The sequence below is a fragment of the Hymenobacter sp. BRD67 genome (assembly GCF_013256425.1).
Classification (GTDB): domain Bacteria; phylum Bacteroidota; class Bacteroidia; order Cytophagales; family Hymenobacteraceae; genus Hymenobacter.
Genome location: NZ_CP053904.1, coordinates 2,573,991 through 2,599,272 on the forward strand (window position 1 = coordinate 2,573,991; position 25,282 = coordinate 2,599,272).

Here is a 25,282-nt window from a genome sequence, read left to right on the forward strand (position 1 = left end):
TTATCTCGCCTTTTCTTATGGCTGATTACTCGTCCTTTATCCCGCGCCTTACCGTAGTTGGTGCCGGCCCCGGCGACCCTGAGCTGCTTACCCTCAAGGGCGCGCGGGTGCTGGCGGAAGCCGACGTAGTGCTCTACGATGCCCTGGCCAACGCCGAACTGCTAACCCACGCCCGGCCCACCGCCCGGCGCATCTTCGTGGGTAAGCGCCGGGGCTTCAAAGCCCTGGAGCAGGAGGAGATTAACGCCCTCATTGTGAGCGAGGCCCGCCGCTACGGCCACGTAGTACGGCTCAAGGGTGGCGACCCGTTTGTATTCGGCCGGGGCCGCGAGGAGATGCTGTATGCCGCCGCCCACGGCCTGGCTACGGCCTACGTGCCCGGCATCAGCAGCGCCGTGGCCGCCGCCGGCCACGCGGGTATTCCGGTTACGCACCGTGGCTTAAGCGAAGGATTTCAGGTAATTACTGCCACTACGGCTACCGGTAGCCTGGCCCCGGCCCTGGTCGAAGCAGCGCGGGGCCGCCTCACTACCATCATCCTGATGGGCCTGCACCGCCTGGCCGATATCATGGCCCTCTACAGCCAGCATGGCCAGGCCGATACGCCGGCGGCCGTGGTGCAAAACGGCACACTACCTACCGCGCAGGTAATTACGGGCACCGTGGCCACGCTGGCAGCCCGCGTGGCGGAGGCCGGCCTGGGCTCGCCCGCGGTTATCGTGATTGGCGCGGTGGCCGGTCTTGCCCACGGCCAGGCCGCGCCCGCGGCCTCGGCCGCCCTGCATCCGCTGCTGGCCTATGCCGAAGTTGCATAAAATGATTATATAAAAAACGTAATAAAGTATCCATGTCTTCGCTTCCTACGCCGCTCCCCCCCGGCTTTGATGATTCTACCCTGGCGCAGCTGGCCGATGGCCTGAATGGCTCGCAGCTGCTGTGGCTTAGCGGCTATTTCTACGGCCGGGCTACCGGCACCCCGGCCGGAGCTGGTACTACGGCAGCTACCGCCGCCCCTCCGGCTCCGGCCGCTGTGGCCCCACGCTCACCATTCTCTACGGCTCGCACACCGGCAATGGCGCCAAGGTGGCCCGCCAGGCCGCCGAAGCCGCCAGTAAGCGCGGCCTCCCGGCCACGGTGCAGGACATGAACGAGTACGCGCCCCGCAACCTGGCCCGCGAGCAGGTGCTGCTGCTCATTGTGAGTACCCACGGCGAGGGCGACCCGCCCGTAGCCGCCGAAGAGCTGCACCAGTTTCTGGGTAGCCCGCGCGCGCCCAAGCTGCCCGACCTGCGCTACGCCGTGCTGGCGCTGGGCGACAGCAGCTACCTGCACTTTTGCCAGACCGGCCGTGATTTTGACGAGCGCCTGGCCACGCTGGGTGCCCGGCGCCTGCTCGACCGCGTGGAGTGCGATGTGGATTATCAGGCCCGCGCTGCCACCTGGATTGCCGATGCGCTGGATAAAATTTCGACGGAATTAACCCCGGTGGCCAGCCCGACTACTGCCAGCCCGGCCGCCGTTATCCATGCGCCTGAAAATCTGGCCTACACCCGCGAGCACCCGTGGTCGGCGCCGGTGCTGGCCAGCATTCAGCTTAATGGCCGCGGCTCGACCAAGGAAACCTACCATATGGAGCTCGACCTGGCCAGCTCGGGCCTGACCTACGAGCCCGGCGATGCCCTGGCCGTGCTGGCTACCAACGAAGACCCGCTGGTAGAGGAAGTGCTCCGCGCGGCCCGCCTCAGCGATACCGAGCTGGTGGCTCTCAGCGGCGAAGAGCTGCCGCTGGCCGCCGCGCTGGCCAGCCGCCGCGAGCTGAGCGTACTCACCCGCGACGTGATTGAGCGCTATGCGCTACTCGCCCCGCAGCACGCCGCCCTGCGCGAGCTGGCTACCGATGCCCAACGGCTCCAGCCTTACCTCTACGGCCGCGATGTGGCCGACCTGCTGAGTGAGTTCCCGGTTGATAACCTTACCGCGCAGGTACTGATTGAAACCCTGCGCCCGCTGCCCAGCCGGGCCTACTCCATCGCCAGCAGCCTGCTCGCCCATCCCGACGAGGTGCATCTGACCGTGGGAGCCGTGCGCTACGAGGCCCACGGCCGCCGCAAGCACGGCGTTTGCTCATCGTATCTGGCCGACCGTATTGCCGTGGGCGAAACCGCCAGGGTATTTGTGGAGCACAACGAGTACTTCAAGCTGCCCGCCGACCCGGCTACCGATATTATCATGCTGGGGGCCGGCACCGGCATTGCGCCTTTCCGGGGCTTTGTGGAAGAACGGGTGGAGCTGGGTGCTACCGGCCGCAACTGGCTGCTATTCGGTAACCCGCACTTTACCACCGACTTCCTCTACCAGACCGAGTGGCTGCAACACCTCAAGCGGGGCGGGCTGGCCCGGCTCGATGTAGCCTTCTCGCGCGACCAGGCGGCTAAAGTGTACGTGCAGGACCGCCTGCTCGAAAATAGCCGCGAAGTTTTTAGCTGGCTCGAAGGCGGGGCCAAGCTCTATGTCTGTGGCGACAAGGTGCGCCTGGGCAGTGCCGTGCAGGATGCCCTCACCGAAGTAGTACGCCGCGAGGCTGACCTACCTCAGGATGAAGCCATTGCCTATGTTCGCAACCTCCGCAAGCAGCGCCGCTATCTCGAAGATGTGTATTAGCAGCTGCCCTGCTCGCAAAGAGCGTCGGGCCGGACTGCACTCGGCCTGACAACCTTTTTCTTACTCATCACCACCTCCTGTCGCCTTTCTCCATGCGTCACCTTTCCATTTTCACCACTATGCAGCTGGCTGATTCCAGTATGCGGGCCCGATGTCGGCATAATGACGGCTTGTACGCCGCCCACCCGCCTCCGGACTGCTTACATTCAAGAAGTTGCATATTACATGAAAGCTTACTACCCCACAATTTTCCTGTTTTTCCTACTGCTACTGGCTAGTATCAGCGCTGTATTTGCCCAAACTGAAGTTATTGCCATCAGCGGTGTGGTGCAGGAAAAAGGCAGCGGCGAATTGCTTCCCGGCGTGAGTGTCAGTATCAAAGGCACCAGTGCTGGCACCCAGAGCGATGCCACCGGCCGGTTTGCCCTCAAAGCCAAGCTTAACTATCCCTTTGTGCTCGTTTTCAACGCTATCGGGCACGAACCCATCGAGCTGGCTATCGTCAGCAGCCGCCAGCCGCTCAGCGTAGCCCTCGAATCCAAGGACATTCTGACCAGCGAGGTGGTTGTATCGGCCTCACGGGTCGAGGAGAGCCGGCTCAAGTCGCCGGTCGCCATTGAGAAGCTGGATATCCGCGCCATCAAGGAAACACCCGCCCCAAGCTTCTACGACGCGCTCGAAAACGTGAAGGGCGTGCAGATGCTCACCAGCAGCCTCACCTTTAAGGTGCCGAATACCAGGGGCTTCAACGTTCCGAACAACTTCCGCTTTATGCAGCTCGTCGATGGTGTTGATATGCAGGCCGCTACCCTGGGCGTGCCGCTGGGCAACGCCATCGGGCCTACCGAGCTCGACATTGCCACCGTCGAGATAACGCCCGGTGCCGCCTCGGCCCTCTACGGCATGAATGCCATCAACGGCCTGGCCAACCTCACTACCAAAAGCCCTTACACGTACCAGGGCCTGAGCGTGTACCAGAAAATAGGCGTCAACCACGTCGATGGCATCGACCGCAACCCAAGCGTGCTCACCGAAACGGCCGTGCGCTGGGCGCAGGCTCTCGGCCCCGGCAGCCGCTGGGCTTACAAGGTAAACCTCGACTTTTTGCGCGGTACCGACTGGCTTGCCAACAACCAGACCGACCAGAACCCGCAGCCGCTCGCTACCGCCAACCCCGCCTTCCCCGAGCTGTCGGGCGCCTTTAACCCGGCCGCCGACCTCTGGAACCGCTACGGCGACGACAGCAACTCCTCGCTAACTATCACCGTGCCGTATAATGGTAAAAATCAGAAGTTTGTCGTAACCCGTACGGGCTACTACGAGAAGGACTTGGTGAACCCCATCGTGCGCAACATCAAGGCCGATGCCAGCCTCCACTACAAGCTCACCGACAAGCTGGAGCTGAGCTACGGCTATCGCTTCGGCCTGATGGACGGGGTGTTTCAACGCGGCAACAAGATTCAGCTCGATGGCGTGACGGTGCAAAACCACAAGCTGGAGCTGCAAGGCAGCGACTTTACGGTACGCGCCTACACGTTGCTGGAAAATACCGGTAACTCTTACAATCTTAACCCATTATCGCTCAATCTCGACCTGCAGAACGGCTCCAATGCCGTATGGGGCGCCCGCTTTACCGATGCGCTGAAAAGCCAGCTGGCCTCGGGCGTGGGCCTGGCTCCGGCAATGGTGGCCGCCCGCACTGCCGCCGACGCTGGCCGCGCCGAGCCCGGCACCCAGGCGTTTAACGACCTCAAAAACCAGATTATTCATATCAACAACTGGGATAGCGGCGTCAATGTGAAGGGGGCGCCTATTCCGGGCGGGGCGGCGCTCAGCCAGCACAGCCGCACGTATCACACGGAAGGGCTCTGGAACTTGGGCCCACGCATCAGGTTTGCCGATGTGCTGCTTGGGGCCGATGCCCGCGTGTACCAGATTATTCCCGATGGCAACAACTTCGTGGATTTCAACCGGCCGCTGAGCGACCGCACCCAGCCCGGCGGCAGCTACGTGTATTACCAGAAATACGGCGCTTTTGCCCAGGCCAGCAAGCTGTTGCTGGATGATAAGCTCAAGCTGACCGCCTCGCTGCGCGTCGATTATAACCCCGAGTTTACGGCTAAAGCTAATCCGCGCTTGGCGGCCGTGTATACGCTGGCCAAGAACCACAACTTCCGCGCCTCGTACCAGAACGGCTGGCGCTTCCCGTCCCTGTTTGAGGCGCTTTCCTTCGTCAATAACGGCAATGTGCGCCGCGTGGGTGGCCTGGCCCGCGTTAATGAGGGCCTCAACTACCTGCAAAACTCTTATACCAAGGCGTCCATCGACCAGTTCAACGCGGCCGTAAATGCCTACGTGGCGGCCAACCAGGGTGCCGCCACCAGCCAGGCCGCCCTGCGGCCCGAGCTGCGCAGTCTGCTGCAAGTAGCCAATCTGCGCGTTGAGCAGCCCGAGCAAATCAACGCCTTCGAAGTAGGCTACCGTAGTGTGCTGTTCGACAACAGACTATCTATCGACGCCGATGCGTATTACAACGTTTACGCTGGCTTTCTGGGGCAGGTAGAAGTGAGCGTGCCCAAAAATGCCGCCAATGCTCAGGTAGCAGTCGGCACCGACGACGCGGCCCTGGCAGCCCTGCGCGAAAACCGCGACGCCCGCCAGGACCGGTACCGTGTGTATACCAACTCGCGCCAGAACTACCATAGCTATGGCTCTACGCTGGGCCTGACGTACAATTTCTTCCAGAAATACACCGCCGGCGGCAATATTAACTACAACGCCTTATCGGCCAATACCGAACCCGATGTGTTCGTCACCGGTTTTAATACGCCCAGATGGGCCGGCAGCGCCTCCTTCGGCAACCGCGAAATCGTGCGCAACCTCGGCTTCAACGTTGTTTATCACTGGCAAACGTCTTTTTACTGGGAAAGCCCGCTCGCCAACGGCACCGTGCCCGCCTATGCCAACCTCGACGCCCAGGCAAACCTGCGCGTGCCTACGCTGAAATCGACCATTAAGCTTGGCGGCACCAATATATTGGACCACCGCTATTTTCAATACGCCGCCGGCCCTACCATCGGCGCCCTGTACTACGTGAGCGTCACCTTCGATGCCACTGTGCTGCACTAGCATTTCTGAAGTTAAAAGAGAAGAGCCAATACCACATTTCTATCTCTTTTTAACTCTTCCCTTTTAACTTTTAACTAAGCAACTCCATGTCCGCTACCATCGCCCCCAAGCTTTCCGAAGTCGAGCACGTCAAGATTGCCAGCCGCTACCTGCGTGGTACCCTGGTCGATAGCCTCGCCAACCGCCTCACCGGCGCCCTCAACCCCGACGATACCCACCTTATCAAGTTTCACGGCTCGTACCAGCAAACCGACCGCGACCTCGACAGCGAGCGCAAGCAGCAAAAGCTTGAGCCACTGTTTTCCTTTATGATTCGGGTGCGCGTGCCCGGTGGCGTGGCCTCGGCCAGCCAGTGGCAGCGCATGGATGCGCTGGCCGATGCCTACGGCAACGGTACCCTTAAGCTCACCACCCGCCAGACCTTCCAGCTCCACGGCGTGCTCAAGCGCAACCTGCCGGCGGCCATCCAGGGCTTTAACGCAGTCCAGATGGACAGTATCGCCGGCTGCGGCGATGTCAACCGCAACGTAATGTGCAACACCAACCCGCACGAGTCGGCGGTGCATCACGAAGTATACGAGCTGGCCAAAACCATCAGCGCCCACCTCACGCCGCGCACTACCGCCTACCGCGAGATATGGCTCGACGGCAGCCTACAGGAATCCACCGAAGCCGTGGATGATGAGCCTATTTATGGCCATACCTACCTGCCGCGCAAGTTTAAAATTGCGCTGGCTCTGCCGCCCTACAACGACTCGGACATTTTCTCCAACGATATTGGCCTCATTGCCATTGAGGAAAATGGCCAGCTGCTGGGCTTCAACGTGGCCGTGGGCGGCGGCCTGGGCATGACCTTCGGCCTGCCCGAAACCTACCCGCGCCTGGCCGATGTTATTGGCTTCGTGCCTACCGCCCAAGTGGTGGAAGTCTGCGAGAAGATCGTGACCATTCAGCGTGACTGGGGCAACCGCGAAAACCGCAAGCTCTCGCGCCTCAAATACACTATTGACCGCGCCGGCCTGCCGGCTTTCGTGGCCGAGTTGCACCAGCGCCTGGGCTACGAGCTGGCAGCAGCTCGCCCCTACCAGTTTCACAGTTCCAGCGACGCCTTTGGCTGGACGGGCGACCCTACCGGCCTCTCGCAGCTCGTACTGTTTGTGGAAGGAGGCCGTGTGCTCGACCGGCCCGGCTATCGCATCAAGTCAGCCCTGCGCGAAATAAGCAGCTTCCACACCGGCGATTTCCGCCTCACCGGCAACCAGAATCTCATTTTGGGTAATATCGAAGCCCGGCACCGCGCCCGTATTCAGGCTATTCTGGAAGAAAACGGGGCCGCGCCCAAAGCCGAGCAGCTTACCCGGCTGCGCCGCGATGCCCTGGCCTGCGTGGCGCTCAATACCTGCTCGCAGGCCTTCGCCGAGGCCGAGCGCTACCTGCCCCAGCTGCTCGATAAGCTCGACGCTGTTATTCGCACGCACAACCTGGCCGACGCGGGTATTCTCATCCGCATGACTGGCTGCCCTAATGGCTGCGCCCGCCCCTACCTCGGCGAGATTGGCCTGGTAGGCCGCGCCCCCGGCCGCTACAACCTCTACCTTGGGGCCGACCACGCCGGCGAGCGCCTCAACAAGCTTTACCGCGAAATGCTGGACGAGGAAGGCATTATTCGGGAGCTAACTCCCCTTTTCGCTGCCTACGCCGCGCAGCGTCAGCCCCAGGAAGGCTTTGGTGACTTTGTAGTGCGCCAGGGCTACGTAAAGGCGACCACGCACGGCCTGAATTTTCACGAGTAACTTACCGCCTACCCAGCAAGTTATGCTGCCTTCCGCCATGGCTGACCTTCCGCTGCCCCGCCAGCCGATACCGTAGTTTCCCCCGGCCCGCCGCCTGCTACCGGTAACAACTTGTTTCCGGTCTTTCTTCAGCTGGCGCAGTTTCGGGTGTTGGTTATCGGCGGGGGCCGCTTAGCTACGGAGCGCCTGAATGCCATTTTGCGCAATAGCCCTGCCACCTGCGTAACGGTAATCGGCCCAGTCCTAACGCCGGCGTTGCATGAGTTGGCCGGGCCTTATCCCCAGGTACAGCTCTGTGAGCGCCCGTGGGATGCTACCGATTTTGCCCAGCACGAGGTGCTCTTCATCGCTACAGATGAGATTCCCTCAATCAGCAAATACAGGCTGAATCTGCTCGGTTCCGGCTGCTTACCAACGTAGCCGGCGCTGTTGAAGGTACTGATTTCTTCCTGGCATCGGTCGTCCGAAAGGGCGACCTCAAAATTGCTATTTCCACTAACGGCCAATCGCCTACCGTCGGCAAGCGCTTGCGGGAAGTGCTTGAAGAAGCCCTGCCCGGCGAGCTGGCCGCTGTGCTCCAGCAGATGAACCTCATCCGCAGTCGTCTGCAAGGCGATTTCACGCAGAAGGTTAAATCCTTACATGCCGTCACGGCCGAGCTGGCCCATGGTCCGGCCTATGAAACGCCCGCTACCATCTACTGGCGGCGGGTAGCCACGGGCGCCCTCATGACTTTCGCCCTATTTATCTTACTTAATATTCTCTCCTATTATGTTACCTGGCCGCAGCTATTGACGTTGGCGCGGTCTTCCACCACCTTTTATACGTTCGTAGCGGTCGGGTTCGGGGCACAGCTTATCGATGGCCTGCTCGGGATGGGCTACGGCGTAGTATCAGCCATTAGCCTGATGAGTATGGGGCTGCACCCGGCCGCCGTCAGCGCCAGCATTCATACCGCCGAGATGTTTGCCAGCGGAGCATCCGGCTACCATCACTACCGCTTCGGCAACGTTAATAAGCGCCTGTTTCGGGTATTGCTCCTGCCCGGCGTAGCCGGCTCCATCAGTGGCGCGCTGCTGCTCACGCATTTTGGCGAGCGCTACGGCACCTGGATTAAGCCTGCACTCGCCTTTTACCTGCTGCTGCTCGGCGTGCGCATCATCAGCAAGGCCGTGCGGCGCCCGCAGCAGGGCCGTCGCAAGGTCAAAAATGCCGGTTGGCTAGCCGGAGCCGGCGGCTTCCTCGACTCTTTCGGCGGCGGCGGCTGGGGGCCGCTCGTCACCAGCACACTTATCGCCAACGGCCGCACCCCGCAGTACGTCATCGGCACCGTGAGCCTGGTCGAGTTTTTCGTCACGCTTGCCAGCGCGCTTACTTTCTTTTCGCTAATGGGACTCTCGCACTGGCAGATTATCCTGGGGCTCATCGTAGGAGGCGTAGCAGCCGCGCCCATCGCCGCCCGCCTGGCCGGCCGTGTTCCGACCCGCTTCATGTTTATTGGGGTAGGTCTTATGGTTATTTTGTGGAGCTTGTGGTCGTTGAGAAAACTATTTATTTAAATAATAATAAACAGACATTTTCAAAAACCTACTCAGCAGCAGTCAGCTGCTTGGAGTTGCAGACAGCTATTCCCACGGGAGCATAGCCTTTCGTTAATACGCCACTGCACAATTCAGCAGCGGGCAAGCAGTTGTTAGCCAATGAGAAAATAGGTAGGAGGCTTACGGCTGAATCAGGAAGGCCTTTTTAAGATGTTTTGGAAGGCCTTTTTAAGGTGTTTTGTTTAATAAACCGTTGGAGTATGCGTTTATAATTGATTAATAGGCGGTTTTAATACAAGCAGTACTACTGTTGCCTTAAACGCAATATTCAGTCATCACCAGACCCTGCCTAACCTATTTAAAAGCAATAGCGGTTTCCTCCGCTCGATACTGAGCTGGCTCTATAACCTTGCAAACCAACGAACCTGCCGCAACATACAGACTTTGGGCACGGAAATTAGGGCCGATAACAGGTATCACAGCAGGCCGGGACGCACAAAAGCCCTGCTCCGGTCGCTGATGAAAGCGCAAGGAGCAGGGCTTTTGTTGTAAAGTTGGCGGCGACCGACTCTCCCACCGGTGAAGGCAGTACCATAGGCGCACCGGGGCTTAACGACTCTGTTCGGAATGGGAAGAGGTGAACACCCGGGCTAAAGCCACCATTGCTGGCGTGGCTGTCGTGTTCAGGACAGCTACAAAACCGTTGACATAAGGGAAAAGAGAAAGAAGTAGAAAGACTGTGTGGGACAAGCGTAAGTCCTCGGTTCCTTAGTACCGCTCAGCTGTGTCATTTCTGACTTTACACCTGCGGCCTATTTACGTGGTCGTCTACCACGAACCTTTCTTTGGGATGACTCATCTGGAGGTGAGTTTCGCACTTAGATGCTTTCAGCGCTTATCTGCTCCCAGCGTAGCTACCCGGCGCTGCCCCTGGCGGGACAACCGGCGCACCAGCGGCTGGTCCAACTCGGTCCTCTCGTACTAAAGTCAGGTCCTCTCAATCATCCAACGCCCACCACAGATAGGGACCGAACTGTCTCACGACGTTCTGAACCCAGCTCGCGTGCCACTTTAATCGGCGAACAGCCGAACCCTTGGGACCTTCTCCAGCCCCAGGACGTGACGAGCCGACATCGAGGTGCCAAACCTCCCCGTCGATATGAGCTCTTGGGGAGATCAGCCTGTTATCCCCGGCGTACCTTTTATCCTTTGAGCGATGGCCCTTCCATGCGGAACCACCGGATCACTATATCCGTCTTTCGACCCTGCTCGACTAGTCAGTCTCACAGTCAAGCCCGCTTCTACTATTGCGCTCTACGTACGGTTACCAAGCGTACTGAGCGGACCTTTGAAAGCCTCCGATACTCTTTTGGAGGCGACCACCCCAGTCAAACTACCCAGCAGCCACTGTTCTCTGAAGACTCAGAGTTAGGCAACAGGCACAGTAAGGGCGGTATTTCAACGTTGGCTCCACAAGACCTAGCGGCCCTGCTTCGACGCCTCCCGCCTATGCTACACATACTGAACCCATCACCAATGGCAACCTATAGTAAAGGTGCACGGGGTCTTTCCGTCCCGTGGCGGGTACTCGGCATCTTCACCGAGACTACAATTTCACCGAGCTCACGGCTGAGACAGCACCCAAATCGTTACACCATTCGTGCAGGTCGGAACTTACCCGACAAGGAATTTCGCTACCTTAGGACCGTTATAGTTACGGCCGCCGTTTACTGGGGCTTCGATTCAAGCCTTCGCCTTGCGACTAAGCTCCCCTCTTAACCTTCCAGCACCGGGCAGGTGTCAGGCCTTATACGTCCGCTTACGCGTTAGCAAAGCCATGTGTTTTTGTTAAACAGTCGCTTGGGTCTTTTCACTGCGGCTTCTCTATCACTAGAGGAAGCGTCCCTTCTCCCGAAGTTACAGGACCATTTTGCCGAGTTCCTTGGCCGTGATTCACTCGAGCGCCTCAGGATACTCTCCTTGACTACCTGTGTCGGTTTGCGGTACGGGCCGAAACAGAATACAACGTTTAGCAGCTTTTCTTGGCAGTCCTTAGGTACACTATCCACGTGGCCCGAAGGCCGTGTGGTACTATCACCTTTCCCCTAGGTTGGCGTACTTAACTACCATCCTACTAGGTACGGGCTTTAACGAGCACTTCCGTCCGCTCGCGGTACGTTCATTCCTGCGTCCCTGCATCACTTTCTGTTCCGGGGCCAGAATATCAACTGGCTTGCCATCGGGTACACCTCTCGGCTCTCCCTTAGGTCCCGCCTAACCCAATTCCGATTAGCGTTGAATTGGAAACCTTAGTCTATCGGCGAATAGGTTTCGCACCTATTTTATCGTTACTCATGCCTACATGTGCTTTTCTGGACGCTCCACCATGCCCTGACAGGACGGCTTCTCCGCAACCAGAATGCTCCCCTACCACTTGACACATACATGTCAAATCCCGCGCTTCGGTGCCTAGCTTGATGCCCGCGTATTATCGATGCCCGGTCGCTCGACCAGTGAGCTGTTACGCACTCTTTAAAGGAATGGCTGCTTCCAAGCCAACCTCCTGGCTGTCAAAGCAACTGGACCTCCTTTGTTCAACTTAGCTAGAACTTAGGGACCTTAGCGGCGGGTCTGGGTTCTTTCCCTCTCGGCCGGGGACCTTAGCACCCCAGGCCTCACTGCCGTGTATGAATTACAGGCCATTCGGAGTTCATCAGGATTCGGTAGGCTCTGACACCCCCTAGTCCTATTGGTAGCTCTACCTGCCTGTAACCTAACCACGACGCTGTACCTCAATACATTTCGGGGAGTACGAGCTATTTCCTAGTTTGATTGGCCTTTCACCCCTACCCTCAAGTCATCCAAATCCTTTTCAACGGAAACTGGTTCGGACCTCCACAGCGTGTTACCGCTCCTTCATCCTGCTCAAGGGTAGCTCACTAGGTTTCGCGTCTACCCCCCTGACTACGCGCCCTATTCAGACTCGCTTTCGCTGCGGCTGCGCGCCTTTAAGCGCTTAACCTTGCCAGGGAGGAGTAACTCGTAGGCTCATTATGCAAAAGGCACGCTATCAGACTACAAAAGTCCTCTAACTGCTTGTAAGCACACGGTTTCAGGTTCTTTTCACTCCGCTATCCGCGGTTCTTTTCACCTTTCCCTCACGGTACTGGTTCACTATCGGTGTCTCAGGAGTATGTAGCCTTAGCGGATGGTGCCGCTGGATTCAGACGGGGTTTCTCCGGCCCCGCCCTACTCAGGATCCTGCTACCGTGAATCAGAATTGTCGCTTACCGGGCTCTCACCGTCTCTGGCGTGTTTTCCCACACACTTCAGCTAACTCGATTCAATCAGATCTTGCAGTCCTACAACCCCAGAGCGGCCGTAACCGCCCTAGTTTGGGCTCCTCCCCGTTCGCTCGCCACTACTTGGGGAATCATTGTTATTTTCTGTTCCTGTCGGTACTGAGATGTTTCAGTTCCCAACGTTTGCCCTCTTCTCCTAAAAGAAGAGTCACTGGTCTTCAACCAGTGGGGTTGCCCCATTCGGACATCCGGGGATATAACGGGTATGTGCCCCTCCCCCGGCTTATCGCAGCTTATCGCGTCCTTCTTCGCCTCTGAGACCCTAGGCATCCCCCGTGTGCTCTTGCTTACTTCTCGCTTGCGACTTGCTCAATCGCTTGAGCCAAGTTGAGTAGGTATCCTAAAATACCTACCCCCGCTTTTTACTTCTCTCTCTTGTTTTCCCTTACGTCAAAGAACGTTTATCATCCACTTGATGATAAAGATGGAATAGCTGAATTACTTCATGCTAAACCTGAATCTTAATGCACTTTCTCAATTAAAAAGTGTAGTTAGTGGAGGATAACGGAGTCGAACCGTTGACCCCCTGCGTGCAAGGCAGGTGCTCTAGCCAGCTGAGCTAATCCCCAGAAGTTGGCCTGCAAGCAGAATCCCGCTGCTGCCAGTGGGCCTGCCTGGACTCGAACCAGGGACCTCTACATTATCAGTGTAGCGCTCTAACCACCTGAGCTACAAGCCCGGGTTCGCCCTGTCCTCTTACGAGGTCAATGCAGAATCCGATAAAATCGTTGAATGAAAGAAATAGACAAAATGTGGGGCCAATTGACCCGAAGTATATTAAGCCAAAGAGCAAGGCAGCTCCAGAAAGGAGGTGATCCAGCCGCACCTTCCGGTACGGCTACCTTGTTACGACTTAGCCCTAATTACCTGTTCTACCCTAACTGGCTTCGTTGCGGAGCACCAGCTTCAGGTCTACCAGACTTTCATGGCTTGACGGGCGGTGTGTACAAGGCCCGGGAACGTATTCACCGCGCCATGGCTGATGCGCGATTACTAGTGATTCCAGCTTCACGGAGTCGAGTTGCAGACTCCGATCCGAACTGAGAACGGCTTTTCGAGATTGGCATCTGGTCGCCCAGTAGCTACCCGCTGTACCGTCCATTGTAGCACGTGTGTCGCCCTAGGCGTAAGGGCCATGATGACCTGACGTCGTCCCCGCCTTCCTCACTGCTTGCGCAGGCAGTCTGGCTAGAGTCCCCACCATTACGTGCTGGCAACTAACCATAGGGGTTGCGCTCGTTGCGGGACTTAACCCAACACCTCACGGCACGAGCTGACGACGGCCATGCAGCACCTTGCTTTGTGTCCCGAAGGAAAGGCTCATCTCTGAGCCGGTCACGCGCATTCTAGCCTAGGTAAGGTTCCTCGCGTATCATCGAATTAAACCACATGCTCCACCACTTGTGCGGGCCCCCGTCAATTCCTTTGAGTTTCACCGTTGCCGGCGTACTCCCCAGGTGGGATACTTATCGGTTTCCCTAAGCCACGGACAATCTTTAGCCCGCAGCGAGTATCCATCGTTTACGGCGTGGACTACCAGGGTATCTAATCCTGTTCGCTCCCCACGCTGTCGTGCCTCAGCGTCAGTAACAGCCTAGTCAGCTGCCTTCGCAATCGGGGTTCTGGACCGTATCTATGCATTTCACCGCTACTCGGTCCATTCCGCCAACCTCGTCTGTACTCAAGCTCTCCAGTATCCAGGGCAGTTCCGTTGTTAAGCAACGGGCTTTCACCCCGGACTTAAAGAGCCGCCTACGCACCCTTTAAACCCAATAAATCCGGACAACGCTCGCACCCTCCGTATTACCGCGGCTGCTGGCACGGAGTTAGCCGGTGCTTATTCTGCAGGTACCGTCATCACACTACACGTAGTGCTTATTCTTCCCTGTCAAAAGCAGTTTACGACTCAGAAAGCCTTCGTCCTGCACGCGGCATGGCTGGGTCAGGCTCTCGCCCATTGCCCAATATTCCCTACTGCTGCCTCCCGTAGGAGTCGGGCCCGTATCTCAGTGCCCGTGTGGGGGACCAGCCTCTCAGCTCCCCTAGTCATCGTCGCCTTGGTCAGCCGTTACCCAACCAACTAGCTAATGACCCGCAACCCCATCCAACACCAATAAATCTTTAATAACTGCCCGATGCCGGACTATTATCTTATGCGGTATTAATCCGCCTTTCGGCGGGCTATCCCCCAGTGCTGGGTAGGTTAGTTACGTGTTACGCACCCGTGCGCCACTAGATGTATTGCTACACCCCGTTCGACTTGCATGTATTAGGCCTGCCGCTAGCGTTCATCCTGAGCCAGGATCAAACTCTCCATTGTAAAATATTCCAAATTCACTACCGTAGTAGGAACGATGTCGAGATGCTTGCCTCGCTCTTTTTGTTTGACGTTTTTAATTCGTGTCGTTTGGTTTCGTCATGTTAGTAGGCTTAGAGCTTACTAGCGTGACTCCTCACGTTTTGTCTATTTCCAACATTCAAAGAACGATTGTTGCTTCCATTTGAGGCAACATGGTGGGCTATTTACTAGCCCGTTTTGGCTGTTTGCAGCGCCCTGTTTGTGATTGGGAGTGCAAAGGTAGCTAAATTTTTCGACTTTCCAAATTCGGAGCGAAAAATTTTTAAGTTTTTCTTTTCTTCTTTTTTCGTCTAAATTGCTTCCGGTTGAAGCGGGGTGCAAAGGTACGGTGAGCTTTTCCGGCTTTGCAAGAGGTTTGAAAAATTTCTTTTTCCAAATCTTGTGGTGGGGCACGGCGAGTAAGACACGCCAGCCAGCCGGGGAGTTCCGTGGGCTTTGCCTTTTTGGCTTTGCCTTTTCTGGGGACTTGCGTTTTTCCAGATTTTCCAGTGGGCCTTTTGCCGTTTGGGACTGCAAAGGTAGGAGGACTTTTTGGGTGGGCAAGCGGTGGTTTACGAAATAAGGTGAGCGAGGGTTGTAAGTGGCTGGGTTTGGGGGAGAAAAATTCACTTGTTATTTGGTGTCATATTTTTACTCAGTTTTACTACTCAGCAGTATTCTATGCGCCTCCCGTTGCTCTGCTTAAGCTTATGCTTCTTTACCTTAGGCTCTTATGCGCAAACAATATTTGGCATGGATGCTATGCCAGCGTCAGCTTTCACAAAATGGATTACTTCGACGCCCAAAGCTTATGAAGGTGTTTACCATTTTGGGGAATCCGAATGGGAATCGGACTTTGCGCTGGTAGTTAATAATGGGATGGTGACTGCACAAATTCGTTCGGGAGGATGGGCAAAGAATCCAGAAAGATGGGAAAAGTCTTATCGAATACTTACTTACGTTAAAATCGTCGGGAACACGTTTTACTCAAAAGAAACAGAGGGGGAGTTTGTAACCTTCCTAGACGAAGGGAAAAAGGCTTACGGCCTTAGGGTTAAGAAGTCGTGGAGTGGTTCGGCGGTTAAACGACAAGCAGAATTAGGTGAGCGTTACGGACAGATTACTGATTATTATTCTGGCAAATACCCGCAGACTTCTTATCAGGTGTTAAAGCCGACGGAGCTTAGTCAGTATAGCAAGGAGGAGCTTGCGCTTATGCGGAATGAGGTGTTTGCCCGATATGGGTACGCATTTTCAAAGAATGAAAAACTGCGACTGTATTTCAAGAAACAGGAGTGGTACCAAGTAGAGAAGGTTTCTCTTGACTTGGTACTCACTCCTATCGAGAAGAAAAATATGGTGACGCTACAGGTGGCAGAAGCTCAGGCAGCGCTACCGAAATAGCGTGCTCACTCTATCCGGCCCCACGCTGACGATGCGGATGGGCACTTGCAACTCCTTTTCGAGGAAGGCCAAGTAATCCTGGAGGGGCTGGGGGAACTGGGCAGCGTCGGTAACCTGGGTGAGGTCGGTGTGCCAGCCGGGGATGGTGATGTACTCGGGGGTTATGGTTTCGAGCTGGCCGGGGTCCGGGAGGTTAGGCGTGCTCTCCCCGGTGGGGGTGCGGTAGTGGGTGCAGGCCTGGATTTCGGCGAAGCCGTCGAGGACGTCGGCTTTCATGAGGTGCAGCTCGGTGACGCCGTTGAGCATGATGGCGTAGCGGAGGGCGGGCAGGTCTATCCAGCCGGTGCGGCGGGGGCGGCCGGTGGTGGAGCCGAACTCGCGGCCGGCCTGGCGGATTTGCTCGCCGACTTCATCAGTTAGCTCGGTGGGGAAGGGACCGCTCCCGACGCGGGTGCAGTAGGCTTTGGTGATGCCATATACCTTATCTATGTGGCGCGGGGCAATGCCGAGGCCGGTACAGGCCCCAGCGGCGATGGTGCTGCTGCTGGTGACATAAGGATAGGTGCCGAAGTCGATATCCAGCAAGGAGCCCTGGGCACCTTCGGCCAGGATGCGCTTGCCTTGGTTGAGCAGGTCGTTTAGAAGAAACTCGGTGTCGATGAGCTGGAGCTTGCGCAGGAACTCGACTGCAGAGAAGAACTCGGCTTCGAACTCACCGATTTCCAACTCCTTGTTATAGTGCGCAGCAATGCTGGCGTGGTGGGCCACGGCTTCGTGGTAGCGCTCCTGAAAATCGGGGAGCAGAATGTGGCTGACGCGCAGGCCCACGCGGCCGATTTTGTCGGAGTAGGTGGGGCCGATGCCTTTAAGGGTGCTGCCGATTTTGGTGTTGCCGCGGGCTTCTTCGCTGATGCGGTCGAGGGCGCGGTGCGAGGGCAAAATGAGCTGCGCTTTTTTGGAGATGTAGAGGTTTTGGCTATAGTCTACTCCCCTATCCGTCAGCTTTTGCAGTTCGGCCCGAAATACGACGGGGTCGAGCACGACGCCATTGCCGACGATATTGAGAATGTGGGGGTGAAAGATTCCGCTCGGCACCTGGTGCAGGACGTGCTTGATACCGTCGAAGGTGAGGGTATGGCCGGCATTGGGGCCGCCCTGGAAACGGGCTACGGCGTCGTAAGTGGGCGCTAGCACGTCCACTATTTTTCCTTTTCCTTCGTCGCCCCACTGGAGGCCTACTAACACGTCTACTGGCATCTTGATTTTGGTTTATCGCGCTCCTAATACAGCTCTACTCCAGCTCCGTACCTTACAAGTGAGGGAAGAGCCGGGCTATTTGCAGCGCATGGTATAGCATTTTGAAATTTATGGCAAAAAAACAGCCGCCTAAGAGGCGGCTGGGGCTAGTTGCTGGCGGGCAGCGGCCTGGTCGGCAGTCACGGTGAAGATGTTGTTGAGCTTGGTAAGCGCCAGCATCTTCTTAGGATGGTCGGCCGGATTGATAAGGACCAGTTCGCCGCCGCGACTCCGGAACTTGGTAAGCAGTGAAACAAGGACTCCGATGCCCGTACTGTTAATATAGCGAATTGCCGATAAATCGACCGCGCAATTGGTTACAGCGTCGCCGAGGTGCTCATTGACACTGTGCAGGAGTTGCTGGGTATCGGGGCTGCCAATGAGGTCGCCGGTAAGCGTGATATACAGAATACCGTCGGTTAGGGTGCTGGTGGTGGTCATTCGGTTAGCGCTGCGTCGGCTTCTCTCCTACTTCAGACAGGCAAAACAGCTGGTGAAGGCAGGTAAGAAGCTTAACTGGGTTGTGTGGCGGCGGCTTTGGCGCGGCAATCGCCGCAGATGCCGTACAAATTTAGGGAGTGATGCAGAATATGAAAGTTGAGCAGGTCGCCAACCATCGTTTGAATGCCGTGAATACGCGGGTCGCAGAACTCTACCACCTTGTGGCACTCGGTGCAAATAACGTGGTCGTGCTGCCGGTAGCCATAGCTTTTTTCGTATTGCGCCAGGTTGCGGCCAAACTGGTGCTTGCTCACCAGGCCCTGCTCTACGAGCAAATCGAGGGTATTATACACCGTAGCGCGGCTTACTTGCAGGTTGCGCTCCTTCATACCGGCATAAAGCTCTTCGACATCGAAGTGCCCTGAGCGTACATATATTTCTTCTAATATAGCATAGCGTTCCGCCGTTTTACGCAGGCCTTTATTTTCGAGGTGCGCGGTAAATATTTTTTTAACTTCCTCCAGGCGGCTGGTATTGAGGACTGCCTCGCTGGCGGCGCTGGGCGTGTGGCGGGCCGCATATCCCGCATCGGACGAGCCGCCAACCTCCTGCTCCAGTGCGGCACTGGCCGGAGAGTGGCTGGCAAAAGAAGAACCTTTAGAAGAATTCACGGGATAAGAACAGCTGAATGGTAAGTTGATAAGCTAAATAGGGTAGCGTCTGGTTTTCAGACTTCAAAATAAAGCGGGTAATGATTGGCGCAGCCTGGGTTGAAGGCCGCCTGGCAGGCTGGACAGGTGTTGTTGCAGGCCAGATAATCGGCGATGGACAGCGTAATGCCGCAGTTGCCGCATAAAACAGCGGGAGTCTGGCGCTCATCTTTGCCCCACACCGCCGGCGCGTGGCCAGCCAGCTCATTGTGGCAGCTGATGCAGGCGTAGAAGGTATCGCAGCACTTATGCTTTATGGCGATGATATCGCGCTCCGAGTGATAGTGGGCGCATTGGGTGCGCTCATTGACCCCCACGCCCAGGTATAATATATTATTTTTACTATGTTTCATCACGACTCGAATCGTTCGACCTGCAACACGCCATTTACTTTGGAAAGCCGGTGAATGAGCTTGTTGAGATGGTCGGTATCGTTGACGAATACCATAATCTGGCCTTCAAAGAAGCCATCGTCAGAATCGACAGTAATTGAGCGCATATTCACCTTGAGGCTGGTAGAAATGATACGCGTGACATCGTTGACGAGGCCCACCCGGTCGGAACCCTTGATGCGGATACCGGCCAGAAACGCCAGTTCCAGCTGGTCGGTCCACTTGGCGCGCACGATACGGTTGCCGTAGTTCGACATCAAATCGACGGCACGGGGGCAGGTAGTGCGATGGATGATAAGGCCGGTTTCGGTTTCGAAGCCAAATACATCATCGCCGGGGATAGGATTGCAGCAGCGCGCCAGGCTGTGGTTAAACTTATCGGTACGCTCGCCCACTACCAGCATATCGGCGCGCACGCCCCTTATTTTCTGCACCTCGTGGTCAAAGGTCTTGCGCTCCAGCACCGACCCGACCCGGGCGGCAGTAGTGGTCTTGAATAAAGAGTCGCGGATTTCGCGGCCATCGAGCTGCCCTACGGCCAGGCGATAATAAAAGTCCTGCGCATTGGCGACGTTGAAATAAACCAGTAGGCGCTGAAAGTTTTCGGGGGTGTTTTCAACGCCAATGAGCTCCAGCCGCTTTTCCAGAATAAACTTCCCATCGTCGGCTTTGGCGCGCTTATCGTCGCGCAGGAACTCCTTTATCTTCGACTTTGCCTTACTGGTAATAACGTAGTTGAGCCATTCGGGCGTGGGGCGCTGCTTGTGCGAGGTCAGGATTTCGACCTGGTCGCCGTTGCGCAGCTGGTAGCTGAAAGGCTCCAGCTTCTGGTTGACTTTAGCCCCGAGGCAATGCAGCCCGATATGCGTATGAATATCGAACGCAAAGTCGAGGGCCGTAGCCTTATCGGGTAAAATAACCAGCTTGCCTTTGGGCGTGAAGGTATAGACTTCCTTCACGAACAGATTCTGGCGAAACTCGTCCATGAACTCCAGGGCGCTGGAGTTATTGGTTTCCAGCATTTCGCGCACGCGGTTTACCCACGCTTCGAGCGTCGATTCGGGTTGCAGGCTGCCGGTGTCCTTGTATTTCCAGTGGGCGGCGTAGCCTTTTTCGGCGATGTCGTCCATGCGCCGCGAGCGTATCTGTACCTCTACCCACTGGCCGGGGTGCGACATGACGGTGGTGTGCAGGCTCTCGTAGCCGTTGGCCTTGGGCGTGCTCACCCAGTCGCGGAGGCGGTCGGGGTTGGGCTGATAGAAATCTGTTACGATAGAGTAAACCTGCCAGCAGGCGGCCTTTTCCTGCTCGGGCGGCACATCGAGAATGACGCGAATGGCAAACAGGTCGTACACCTCCTCAAAGGTGACGTTTTGCTTGCGCATCTTCTTAAGAATGGAGTAGATACTCTTGGGGCGGCCCTTTATCTCGTAGTGAAAGCCCTGCGCCTTAAGCTCTTCATCAATGGGCTGCACAAACTCCTTGATAAAGCGATTACGAGCGCTTTGGCTTTGCTTTACCTTGCCCTTCAGCTCGTTATACACCTCCGTATCGGTGTATTTGAGGTGCAGGTCTTCCAGCTCCGTTTTAATGGCATAGAGGCCCAGCCGGTGCGCCAGCGGCGCGTAGAGGTAGATGGTTTCGCTGGCTATTTTGAGCTGCTTGTGGCGCGGCATCGAGTCGAGCGTGCGCATGTTGTGCAGGCGGTCGGCGAGCTTAATGAGAATCACGCGCACATCTTCGCTGAGCGTGAGCAGCATCTTGCGAAAATTTTCGGCCTGCTCGCTGGTGCCGTACTCAAAGACACCCGAAATTTTGGTCAGGCCATCGATAATACGCGCCGTTTTGTGGCCGAAGTCGCGCTCGATATCCGAAATTTCGGTAGGCGTATCCTCTACCACATCGTGCAGCAGCGCCGCCACGATGCTGGTAGTACCGAGGCCGATTTCTTCCACGGCAATTTGGGCCACGGCCAGCGGGTGCAGAATATAGGGCTCGCCCGATTTACGGCGCATATCCTTATGCGCCTCCAGGCTTTGGTTGAACGCCTTCTTAATCAGCTTAGTATCACCATCGTGCAGATACGGCTTGGCCGTGCGCAGCAGGCGGCGATAATGGCGCAGGATTTCCTGGCGTTCGGCTTCGAGGTCAATTACGGGTGGCATGGTACCACAAATAACAAGCGTAGGAAGGGAAAGGTGACAGCTGCGTACTTATTCTAGCCGGACTTTTGCGAAGCTACCGAATAAGTAGTACCTTTGCGGCCCCGCTACGAACGGCAGCGGGAAGCCCAACTGCGGATGTGGCGAAATTGGTAGACGCGCCAGATTTAGGCTCTGGTTCCGTAAGGTGTGTGGGTTCGAGTCCCTCCATCCGCACGACGAAAATGTGGTAGATATGCTGAAAGTGGAAAATGCGAAAATGAATTGTTAACATTTTCACATTCAGCCCATTCATCATGTTTATCACATTTATTTTTTAACCTTTCCGACTGGCAAGCACCAGCTTGCTCCTACTGTTTTGAATATTACGCTTGACCGCAATGAGGAGCAGCTAACCGGGCTGCTGAACGTTCATCTCGACGAGGCTGACTACAGCGACGCCGTCGAAAAGCAGATTAAGGAGACCACTAAGAAGGCACAGTTCAAGGGCTTCCGCCCCGGCAAGGTGCCCGCCGGCCTGGTTCGTAAGATGTACGGCAAAGGCATTCTGGCCGATGAAATCAACCGCTTGCTGGGCCGTAGCGTTGATAATTACCTCAAAGAGAACAACGTAAAAATTCTGGGCGAGCCGCTGCCGCTGCCCACCGATGTTGATTTTGACACGGCTACCTCGTTCGACTTCCAGTTTGAGCTGGGCCTGCTGCCCGACTTCGAGCTGCCCGCCGAAAACAAGGTAGAGCTGAAGCGCCCAGCTATCAGCCTCGACGACGCGACGCTGGCCGAGACCCACGAGCAGATTAGCCGCCAGTTTGGCGAAACCACCAATCCCGAGACGTCGGAGGCAGATGACTACCTGTTTGGCAAGCTGAAAAAAGCCGGCGCGGAGGGCGAAGGCCAGTCGGTGCTATTGCCTATCAACAAGGTAAAAAATGGCCAGGAGCGCTTTATAGGCGTCAAGGCTGGGGATACACTCACCTTTGACCTGAGCGACGCCTTTGGTGGCGACGCGGGGCTATCCGCAGCTTCTCGGGCCTGAGCCGCGAGGAAGCGGCCGGCGCAACAGGCGACTACGAGCTGGCCGTGGAGAAAATCAACCGCACGGCAACGCCCGAGGTAAATCAGGAGCTGTTTGACAAAGTATTTGGCCCGGAGGCCGTTTCCTCGCAAGAAGAGTACGAGGCGAAAATCCGCGAAACCATCCAAGAGAACTACAACCGCGAGTCGGACAACCTGGTGAATCGCCGGCTTATCGACGCGATGATTGACAATACTACCATTCAGATTCCTACCGAGTTCTTTAAGAAATGGCTGGTGCGGGCCAACGAAGGCAAGCTCGACGCGGCTACCGTGGAGCAGCACTTCAGCGACTACGAGCGGGAGCTGAAGTGGAGCCTCATCCGCAATAAAGTAGTGGAGGATATGGGCCTGAAAGTAGGCACCGATGAAATTCGTAACCGCGTGCTCGACAAGATTCTGGGGCAGTTTGGCGGCGGCATGCCGCTGACCGACGAGATGCGTCAGGGCATGGTAGGCTTTGCTGATAACTACCTCAAGCAGGAGAACGGCAAAAACTACGTGCAGGAGTACGAGGCCATTCTGGCAGAGAAAGTAGTAGAAGCCCTGCGTGGCAAAGTTGTTGTTACGGATGAGCCCGTAACGGCCGAAGAATTCCGCAACCAGAACGAGGGCTAGCCCTTCGGACTGCTTGCAAATAAAAAAGCCTTTACGCCCCGCGTAAGGGCTTTTTTGTTGTGTATCGTGTACGTTTACAACATTTGGAGTCCCTGCCCGTCTTTTGATTTTGCATATGGGCAAGCGGTAGCTTACCCCCTACTTAACCACTCATGCTGAATAAACAAGAGTTTCGCAAATTTGCCGTGAAGGGCCAGGGGCTCAACGGCCTGACCGTAGACCAGTATATCAACAACGTAGAAGGCCAGGTGCGCGGCGGGCTGGTACTGCCCAGCAACATGACCCGCTCGGTGATTGAAGAGCGCCCCCAGAACTTCCGGGAAATCGACGTGTTTTCGCGCCTTATCATGGACCGTATCGTGTTTTTGGGCACGGCCGTAGATGATTATATCGCCAATATTCTGACCGCGCAGATGCTGTTTCTGGAGTCGGCCGACTCGAAGAAAGACATCCTGCTGTATATCAACTCGCCCGGCGGCTCGGTATATGCAGGTTTGGGCATATATGATACCATGCAGTACGTAAACCCCGACGTGGCTACTATTTGCACGGGCCTCGCGGCTTCGATGGGCGCGGTGCTTCTGGCCGGTGGCGCCAAGGATAAGCGCTCGGCCCTGCCGCACTCGCGGGTGATGATTCACCAGCCCAGCGGCGGCGCGCAAGGCCAGTCGTCGGACATTGAGATTACGGCCCGCGAGATTCTGAAGCTCAAGAAGGAGCTGTATGACATTCTGGCAAAACACACCGGCAAGACCTATCAGGAGATTCACGACAACTCGGACCGTGACTACTGGATGCGCGCCGACGAGGCAAAGGAATACGGCCTGATTGACGAGGTGCTGGAAAAAAAGCCCGCCTAGACCACTGATTAGCGCGAATTTTAACGGATTTCGCGGATTTTGTGGATGACATTCAGGTCTTAACAAAAAGCTCCGGCTGGCTAGCCGGGGCTTTTTGATTTTATAGAGACTGGGCAAAGCGCTGATACTGGGGCGAAACTTTCGCCTGGCCTTCGCGCTTTGCAACTGCTACGCCCGGCTGGTTTCCTTGGGTCGGCCGGGCGCAATGCTGAGCGGCCAACTTATCTTTGTAGCCGTTTTCTGCTGAAAACTTTTTTTATTTGAACGCTCCCGATGCCGGAAATAGCCTGCTCCTTTTGTAACAAGCCCAAGCGCGATGTCGCGGTGATGATTTCGGGTATTAATGCCCACATCTGCGAGAAGTGCGTGGCGCAGGCCCAGCACATTCTGAGCGAAGAAACCAAGCTGCAGGCCGAAGCACGCCAGCCGAAGTTTAATCTCATTAAGCCCCGTGAGATTAAAACCCACCTCGACCAGTACGTGGTGGGCCAGGACGAGGCCAAGCGCGTGATGAGCGTGGCAGTGTACAACCACTACAAGCGCCTGATGCAGAAGCCGCAGCACGACGAAGTAGTAATCGAGAAATCGAATATTATTATGGTGGGCGAAACCGGCACGGGCAAAACTTTTCTGGCCCGCATGCTGGCCAAGATTCTGCAAGTACCCTTCTGCATTGCCGATGCCACGGTGCTGACCGAGGCCGGCTACGTGGGCGAAGATGTGGAAAGCATCCTGACGCGCCTGCTGCAAGCGGCCGACTACAACCTCGAAGCCGCTGAGCGCGGCATCGTGTACATCGACGAGATTGACAAGATTGCCCGCAAGAGCGACAACCCCAGCATCACGCGCGACGTGAGCGGCGAGGGCGTACAGCAAGCCCTGCTCAAGCTGCTCGAAGGCACGCACATCAACGTGCCGCCGCAGGGCGGGCGCAAGCATCCCGACCAGAAGATGATTTCGGTGAATACCGAAAATATTCTGTTTATGTGCGGCGGCGCGTTCTCGGGCATCGACCGCATTATTAAGAGCCGCCTGAATACCAAGCCGATGGGCTTCTCGAAGACCAACCTCGACGAGAAAGTGGATACCCAGAACTTTCTGCGCTACGTGTCGGCCCAGGATATCAAGAGCTTTGGTCTCATTCCAGAATTGATTGGTCGCCTGCCGGTGCTCACGCACCTCAACCCGCTGGACAAGGCTACGCTACGCCTGATTCTGACCGAGCCCAAGAACTCGCTCGTGCGCCAGTACAAGCGCTTATTCAACATGGAGAATATTCAGCTCGACTTTACCGAGGAGGCCCTCGAATACATTGTGGAGAAGGCCGATGAGTACCGCCTGGGCGCGCGCGGTTTGCGCTCCATCTGCGAGAGCATCATGACGGACGCCATGTTTGAGATGCCTTCGCAGACGGAAGTAGGCGAGTTTACCATTACCGAGAGCTACGCCCGCAGCAAGTTTGAGAAGTCGCCGCTGCAGCTGATGCGCGCAGCCTAAGCGC

At 56.6% G+C, this 25,282-nt stretch carries 18 protein-coding genes, 3 tRNA genes and 3 rRNA genes; 13 read left to right on the forward strand and 11 right to left on the reverse strand.

Annotated elements, in window-relative coordinates; translation table 11 throughout:
* Positions 1-17: 17 nt before the first annotated feature.
* The 7 genes from cobA (at position 18) to GKZ67_RS12035 (ending at position 9,142) form a co-directional block, all read left to right on the forward strand.
* On the forward strand, positions 18-815 hold the full coding sequence (gene cobA / locus GKZ67_RS12000; RefSeq protein WP_173242598.1) for a uroporphyrinogen-III C-methyltransferase: 798 nt from the start codon (positions 18-20) through the stop codon (positions 813-815).
* Positions 816-847: 32 nt separating this feature from the next.
* On the forward strand, positions 848-1,147 hold the full coding sequence (locus GKZ67_RS12005; protein WP_173242599.1) for a hypothetical protein: 300 nt from the start codon (positions 848-850) through the stop codon (positions 1,145-1,147).
* Entirely contained in the window at positions 1,084-2,661 is a 1,578-nt protein-coding gene (locus GKZ67_RS12010; RefSeq protein WP_254244782.1) for a sulfite reductase flavoprotein subunit alpha, read from the forward strand. Before GKZ67_RS12005 ends, GKZ67_RS12010 begins: the two co-directional genes overlap by 64 nt.
* A gap of 225 nt (positions 2,662-2,886) precedes the next feature.
* Positions 2,887-5,790 (forward strand): TonB-dependent receptor domain-containing protein, encoded by a 2,904-nt coding sequence (locus GKZ67_RS12015; RefSeq protein WP_173242601.1) that lies wholly within the window; start codon positions 2,887-2,889, stop codon positions 5,788-5,790.
* An 86-nt stretch (positions 5,791-5,876) separates the two neighbouring features.
* Positions 5,877-7,583, forward strand: a complete 1,707-nt coding sequence (locus GKZ67_RS12020; RefSeq protein ID WP_173242603.1) for an NADPH-dependent assimilatory sulfite reductase hemoprotein subunit — start codon at positions 5,877-5,879, stop codon at positions 7,581-7,583.
* Positions 7,584-7,694: 111 nt separating this feature from the next.
* A complete protein-coding gene (locus GKZ67_RS12025; protein ID WP_173242605.1) occupies positions 7,695-8,003 on the forward strand; it encodes a bifunctional precorrin-2 dehydrogenase/sirohydrochlorin ferrochelatase in 309 nt (102 codons plus the stop codon).
* Between the two features lie 116 nt (positions 8,004-8,119).
* Positions 8,120-9,142, forward strand: coding sequence for a sulfite exporter TauE/SafE family protein (locus GKZ67_RS12035; protein WP_254245250.1), 1,023 nt, complete (start codon positions 8,120-8,122; stop codon positions 9,140-9,142).
* Between the two features lie 534 nt (positions 9,143-9,676).
* Here the strand turns inward: GKZ67_RS12035 and rrf are convergent.
* From rrf to GKZ67_RS12065, 6 genes are all read right to left on the reverse strand, one after another.
* A 5S ribosomal RNA gene (rrf, locus tag GKZ67_RS12040) occupies positions 9,677-9,788 on the reverse strand.
* Positions 9,789-9,872: 84 nt separating this feature from the next.
* Positions 9,873-12,784, reverse strand: a 23S ribosomal RNA gene (locus GKZ67_RS12045).
* A 197-nt stretch (positions 12,785-12,981) separates the two neighbouring features.
* A tRNA-Ala gene (locus GKZ67_RS12050) sits at positions 12,982-13,054 on the reverse strand.
* A gap of 37 nt (positions 13,055-13,091) precedes the next feature.
* Positions 13,092-13,165, reverse strand: a tRNA-Ile gene (locus tag GKZ67_RS12055).
* Between the two features lie 125 nt (positions 13,166-13,290).
* Positions 13,291-14,806: ribosomal RNA gene (locus GKZ67_RS12060) — 16S ribosomal RNA — on the reverse strand.
* Together the 16S, 23S and 5S rRNA genes with 2 tRNA genes alongside form the textbook arrangement of a ribosomal RNA operon.
* A gap of 144 nt (positions 14,807-14,950) precedes the next feature.
* Positions 14,951-15,361 carry a hypothetical protein gene (locus GKZ67_RS12065; RefSeq protein WP_173242607.1) on the reverse strand — a complete coding sequence of 137 codons (411 nt, stop codon included), beginning with the start codon at positions 15,359-15,361 and terminating at the stop codon, positions 14,951-14,953.
* Between the two features lie 144 nt (positions 15,362-15,505).
* Here GKZ67_RS12065 and GKZ67_RS12070 point away from each other — a divergent pair, with 144 nt between their 5' ends.
* Positions 15,506-16,228: a YARHG domain-containing protein gene (locus tag GKZ67_RS12070; RefSeq protein ID WP_173242609.1), complete on the forward strand. Its 723-nt coding sequence runs from the start codon at positions 15,506-15,508 to the stop codon at positions 16,226-16,228.
* Here the strand turns inward: GKZ67_RS12070 and GKZ67_RS12075 are convergent.
* The 5 genes from GKZ67_RS12075 to GKZ67_RS12095 all read right to left on the reverse strand — a co-directional run bounded on the left by GKZ67_RS12075 (position 16,217) and on the right by GKZ67_RS12095 (position 21,232).
* Positions 16,217-17,485, reverse strand: a complete 1,269-nt coding sequence (locus GKZ67_RS12075; protein ID WP_173242611.1) for an adenylosuccinate synthase — start codon at positions 17,483-17,485, stop codon at positions 16,217-16,219. The two genes, GKZ67_RS12070 and GKZ67_RS12075, sit on opposite strands and share 12 nt — an antisense overlap.
* A 129-nt stretch (positions 17,486-17,614) precedes the next feature.
* Complete coding sequence (locus tag GKZ67_RS12080) at positions 17,615-17,965, reverse strand: STAS domain-containing protein (protein WP_173242613.1); 351 nt, start codon at positions 17,963-17,965, stop codon at positions 17,615-17,617.
* Positions 17,966-18,036: 71 nt separating this feature from the next.
* Positions 18,037-18,489, reverse strand: coding sequence for a Fur family transcriptional regulator (locus GKZ67_RS12085; protein ID WP_173246745.1), 453 nt, complete (start codon positions 18,487-18,489; stop codon positions 18,037-18,039).
* 203 nt (positions 18,490-18,692) lie between these two features.
* Positions 18,693-19,028 (reverse strand): CHY zinc finger protein, encoded by a 336-nt coding sequence (locus GKZ67_RS12090; RefSeq protein ID WP_173242615.1) that lies wholly within the window; start codon positions 19,026-19,028, stop codon positions 18,693-18,695.
* On the reverse strand, positions 19,028-21,232 hold the full coding sequence (locus GKZ67_RS12095; RefSeq protein WP_173242617.1) for a RelA/SpoT family protein: 2,205 nt from the start codon (positions 21,230-21,232) through the stop codon (positions 19,028-19,030). Before GKZ67_RS12095 ends, GKZ67_RS12090 begins: the two co-directional genes overlap by 1 nt.
* Positions 21,233-21,363: 131 nt before the next feature.
* Here GKZ67_RS12095 and GKZ67_RS12100 point away from each other — a divergent pair.
* From GKZ67_RS12100 to clpX, 5 genes are all read left to right on the forward strand, one after another.
* A tRNA-Leu gene (locus GKZ67_RS12100) sits at positions 21,364-21,445 on the forward strand.
* A gap of 142 nt (positions 21,446-21,587) precedes the next feature.
* Positions 21,588-22,265: a trigger factor family protein gene (locus GKZ67_RS23555; protein ID WP_254244783.1), complete on the forward strand. Its 678-nt coding sequence runs from the start codon at positions 21,588-21,590 to the stop codon at positions 22,263-22,265.
* A gap of 44 nt (positions 22,266-22,309) precedes the next feature.
* Complete coding sequence (locus GKZ67_RS23560) at positions 22,310-22,921, forward strand: hypothetical protein (protein ID WP_254244784.1); 612 nt, start codon at positions 22,310-22,312, stop codon at positions 22,919-22,921.
* Between the two features lie 152 nt (positions 22,922-23,073).
* Entirely contained in the window at positions 23,074-23,781 is a 708-nt protein-coding gene (locus GKZ67_RS12110) for a ClpP family protease (protein WP_151089247.1), read from the forward strand.
* A gap of 273 nt (positions 23,782-24,054) precedes the next feature.
* Positions 24,055-25,278, forward strand: a complete 1,224-nt coding sequence (clpX, locus tag GKZ67_RS12115; RefSeq protein ID WP_173242620.1) for an ATP-dependent Clp protease ATP-binding subunit ClpX — start codon at positions 24,055-24,057, stop codon at positions 25,276-25,278.
* Positions 25,279-25,282: the final 4 nt, after the last annotated feature.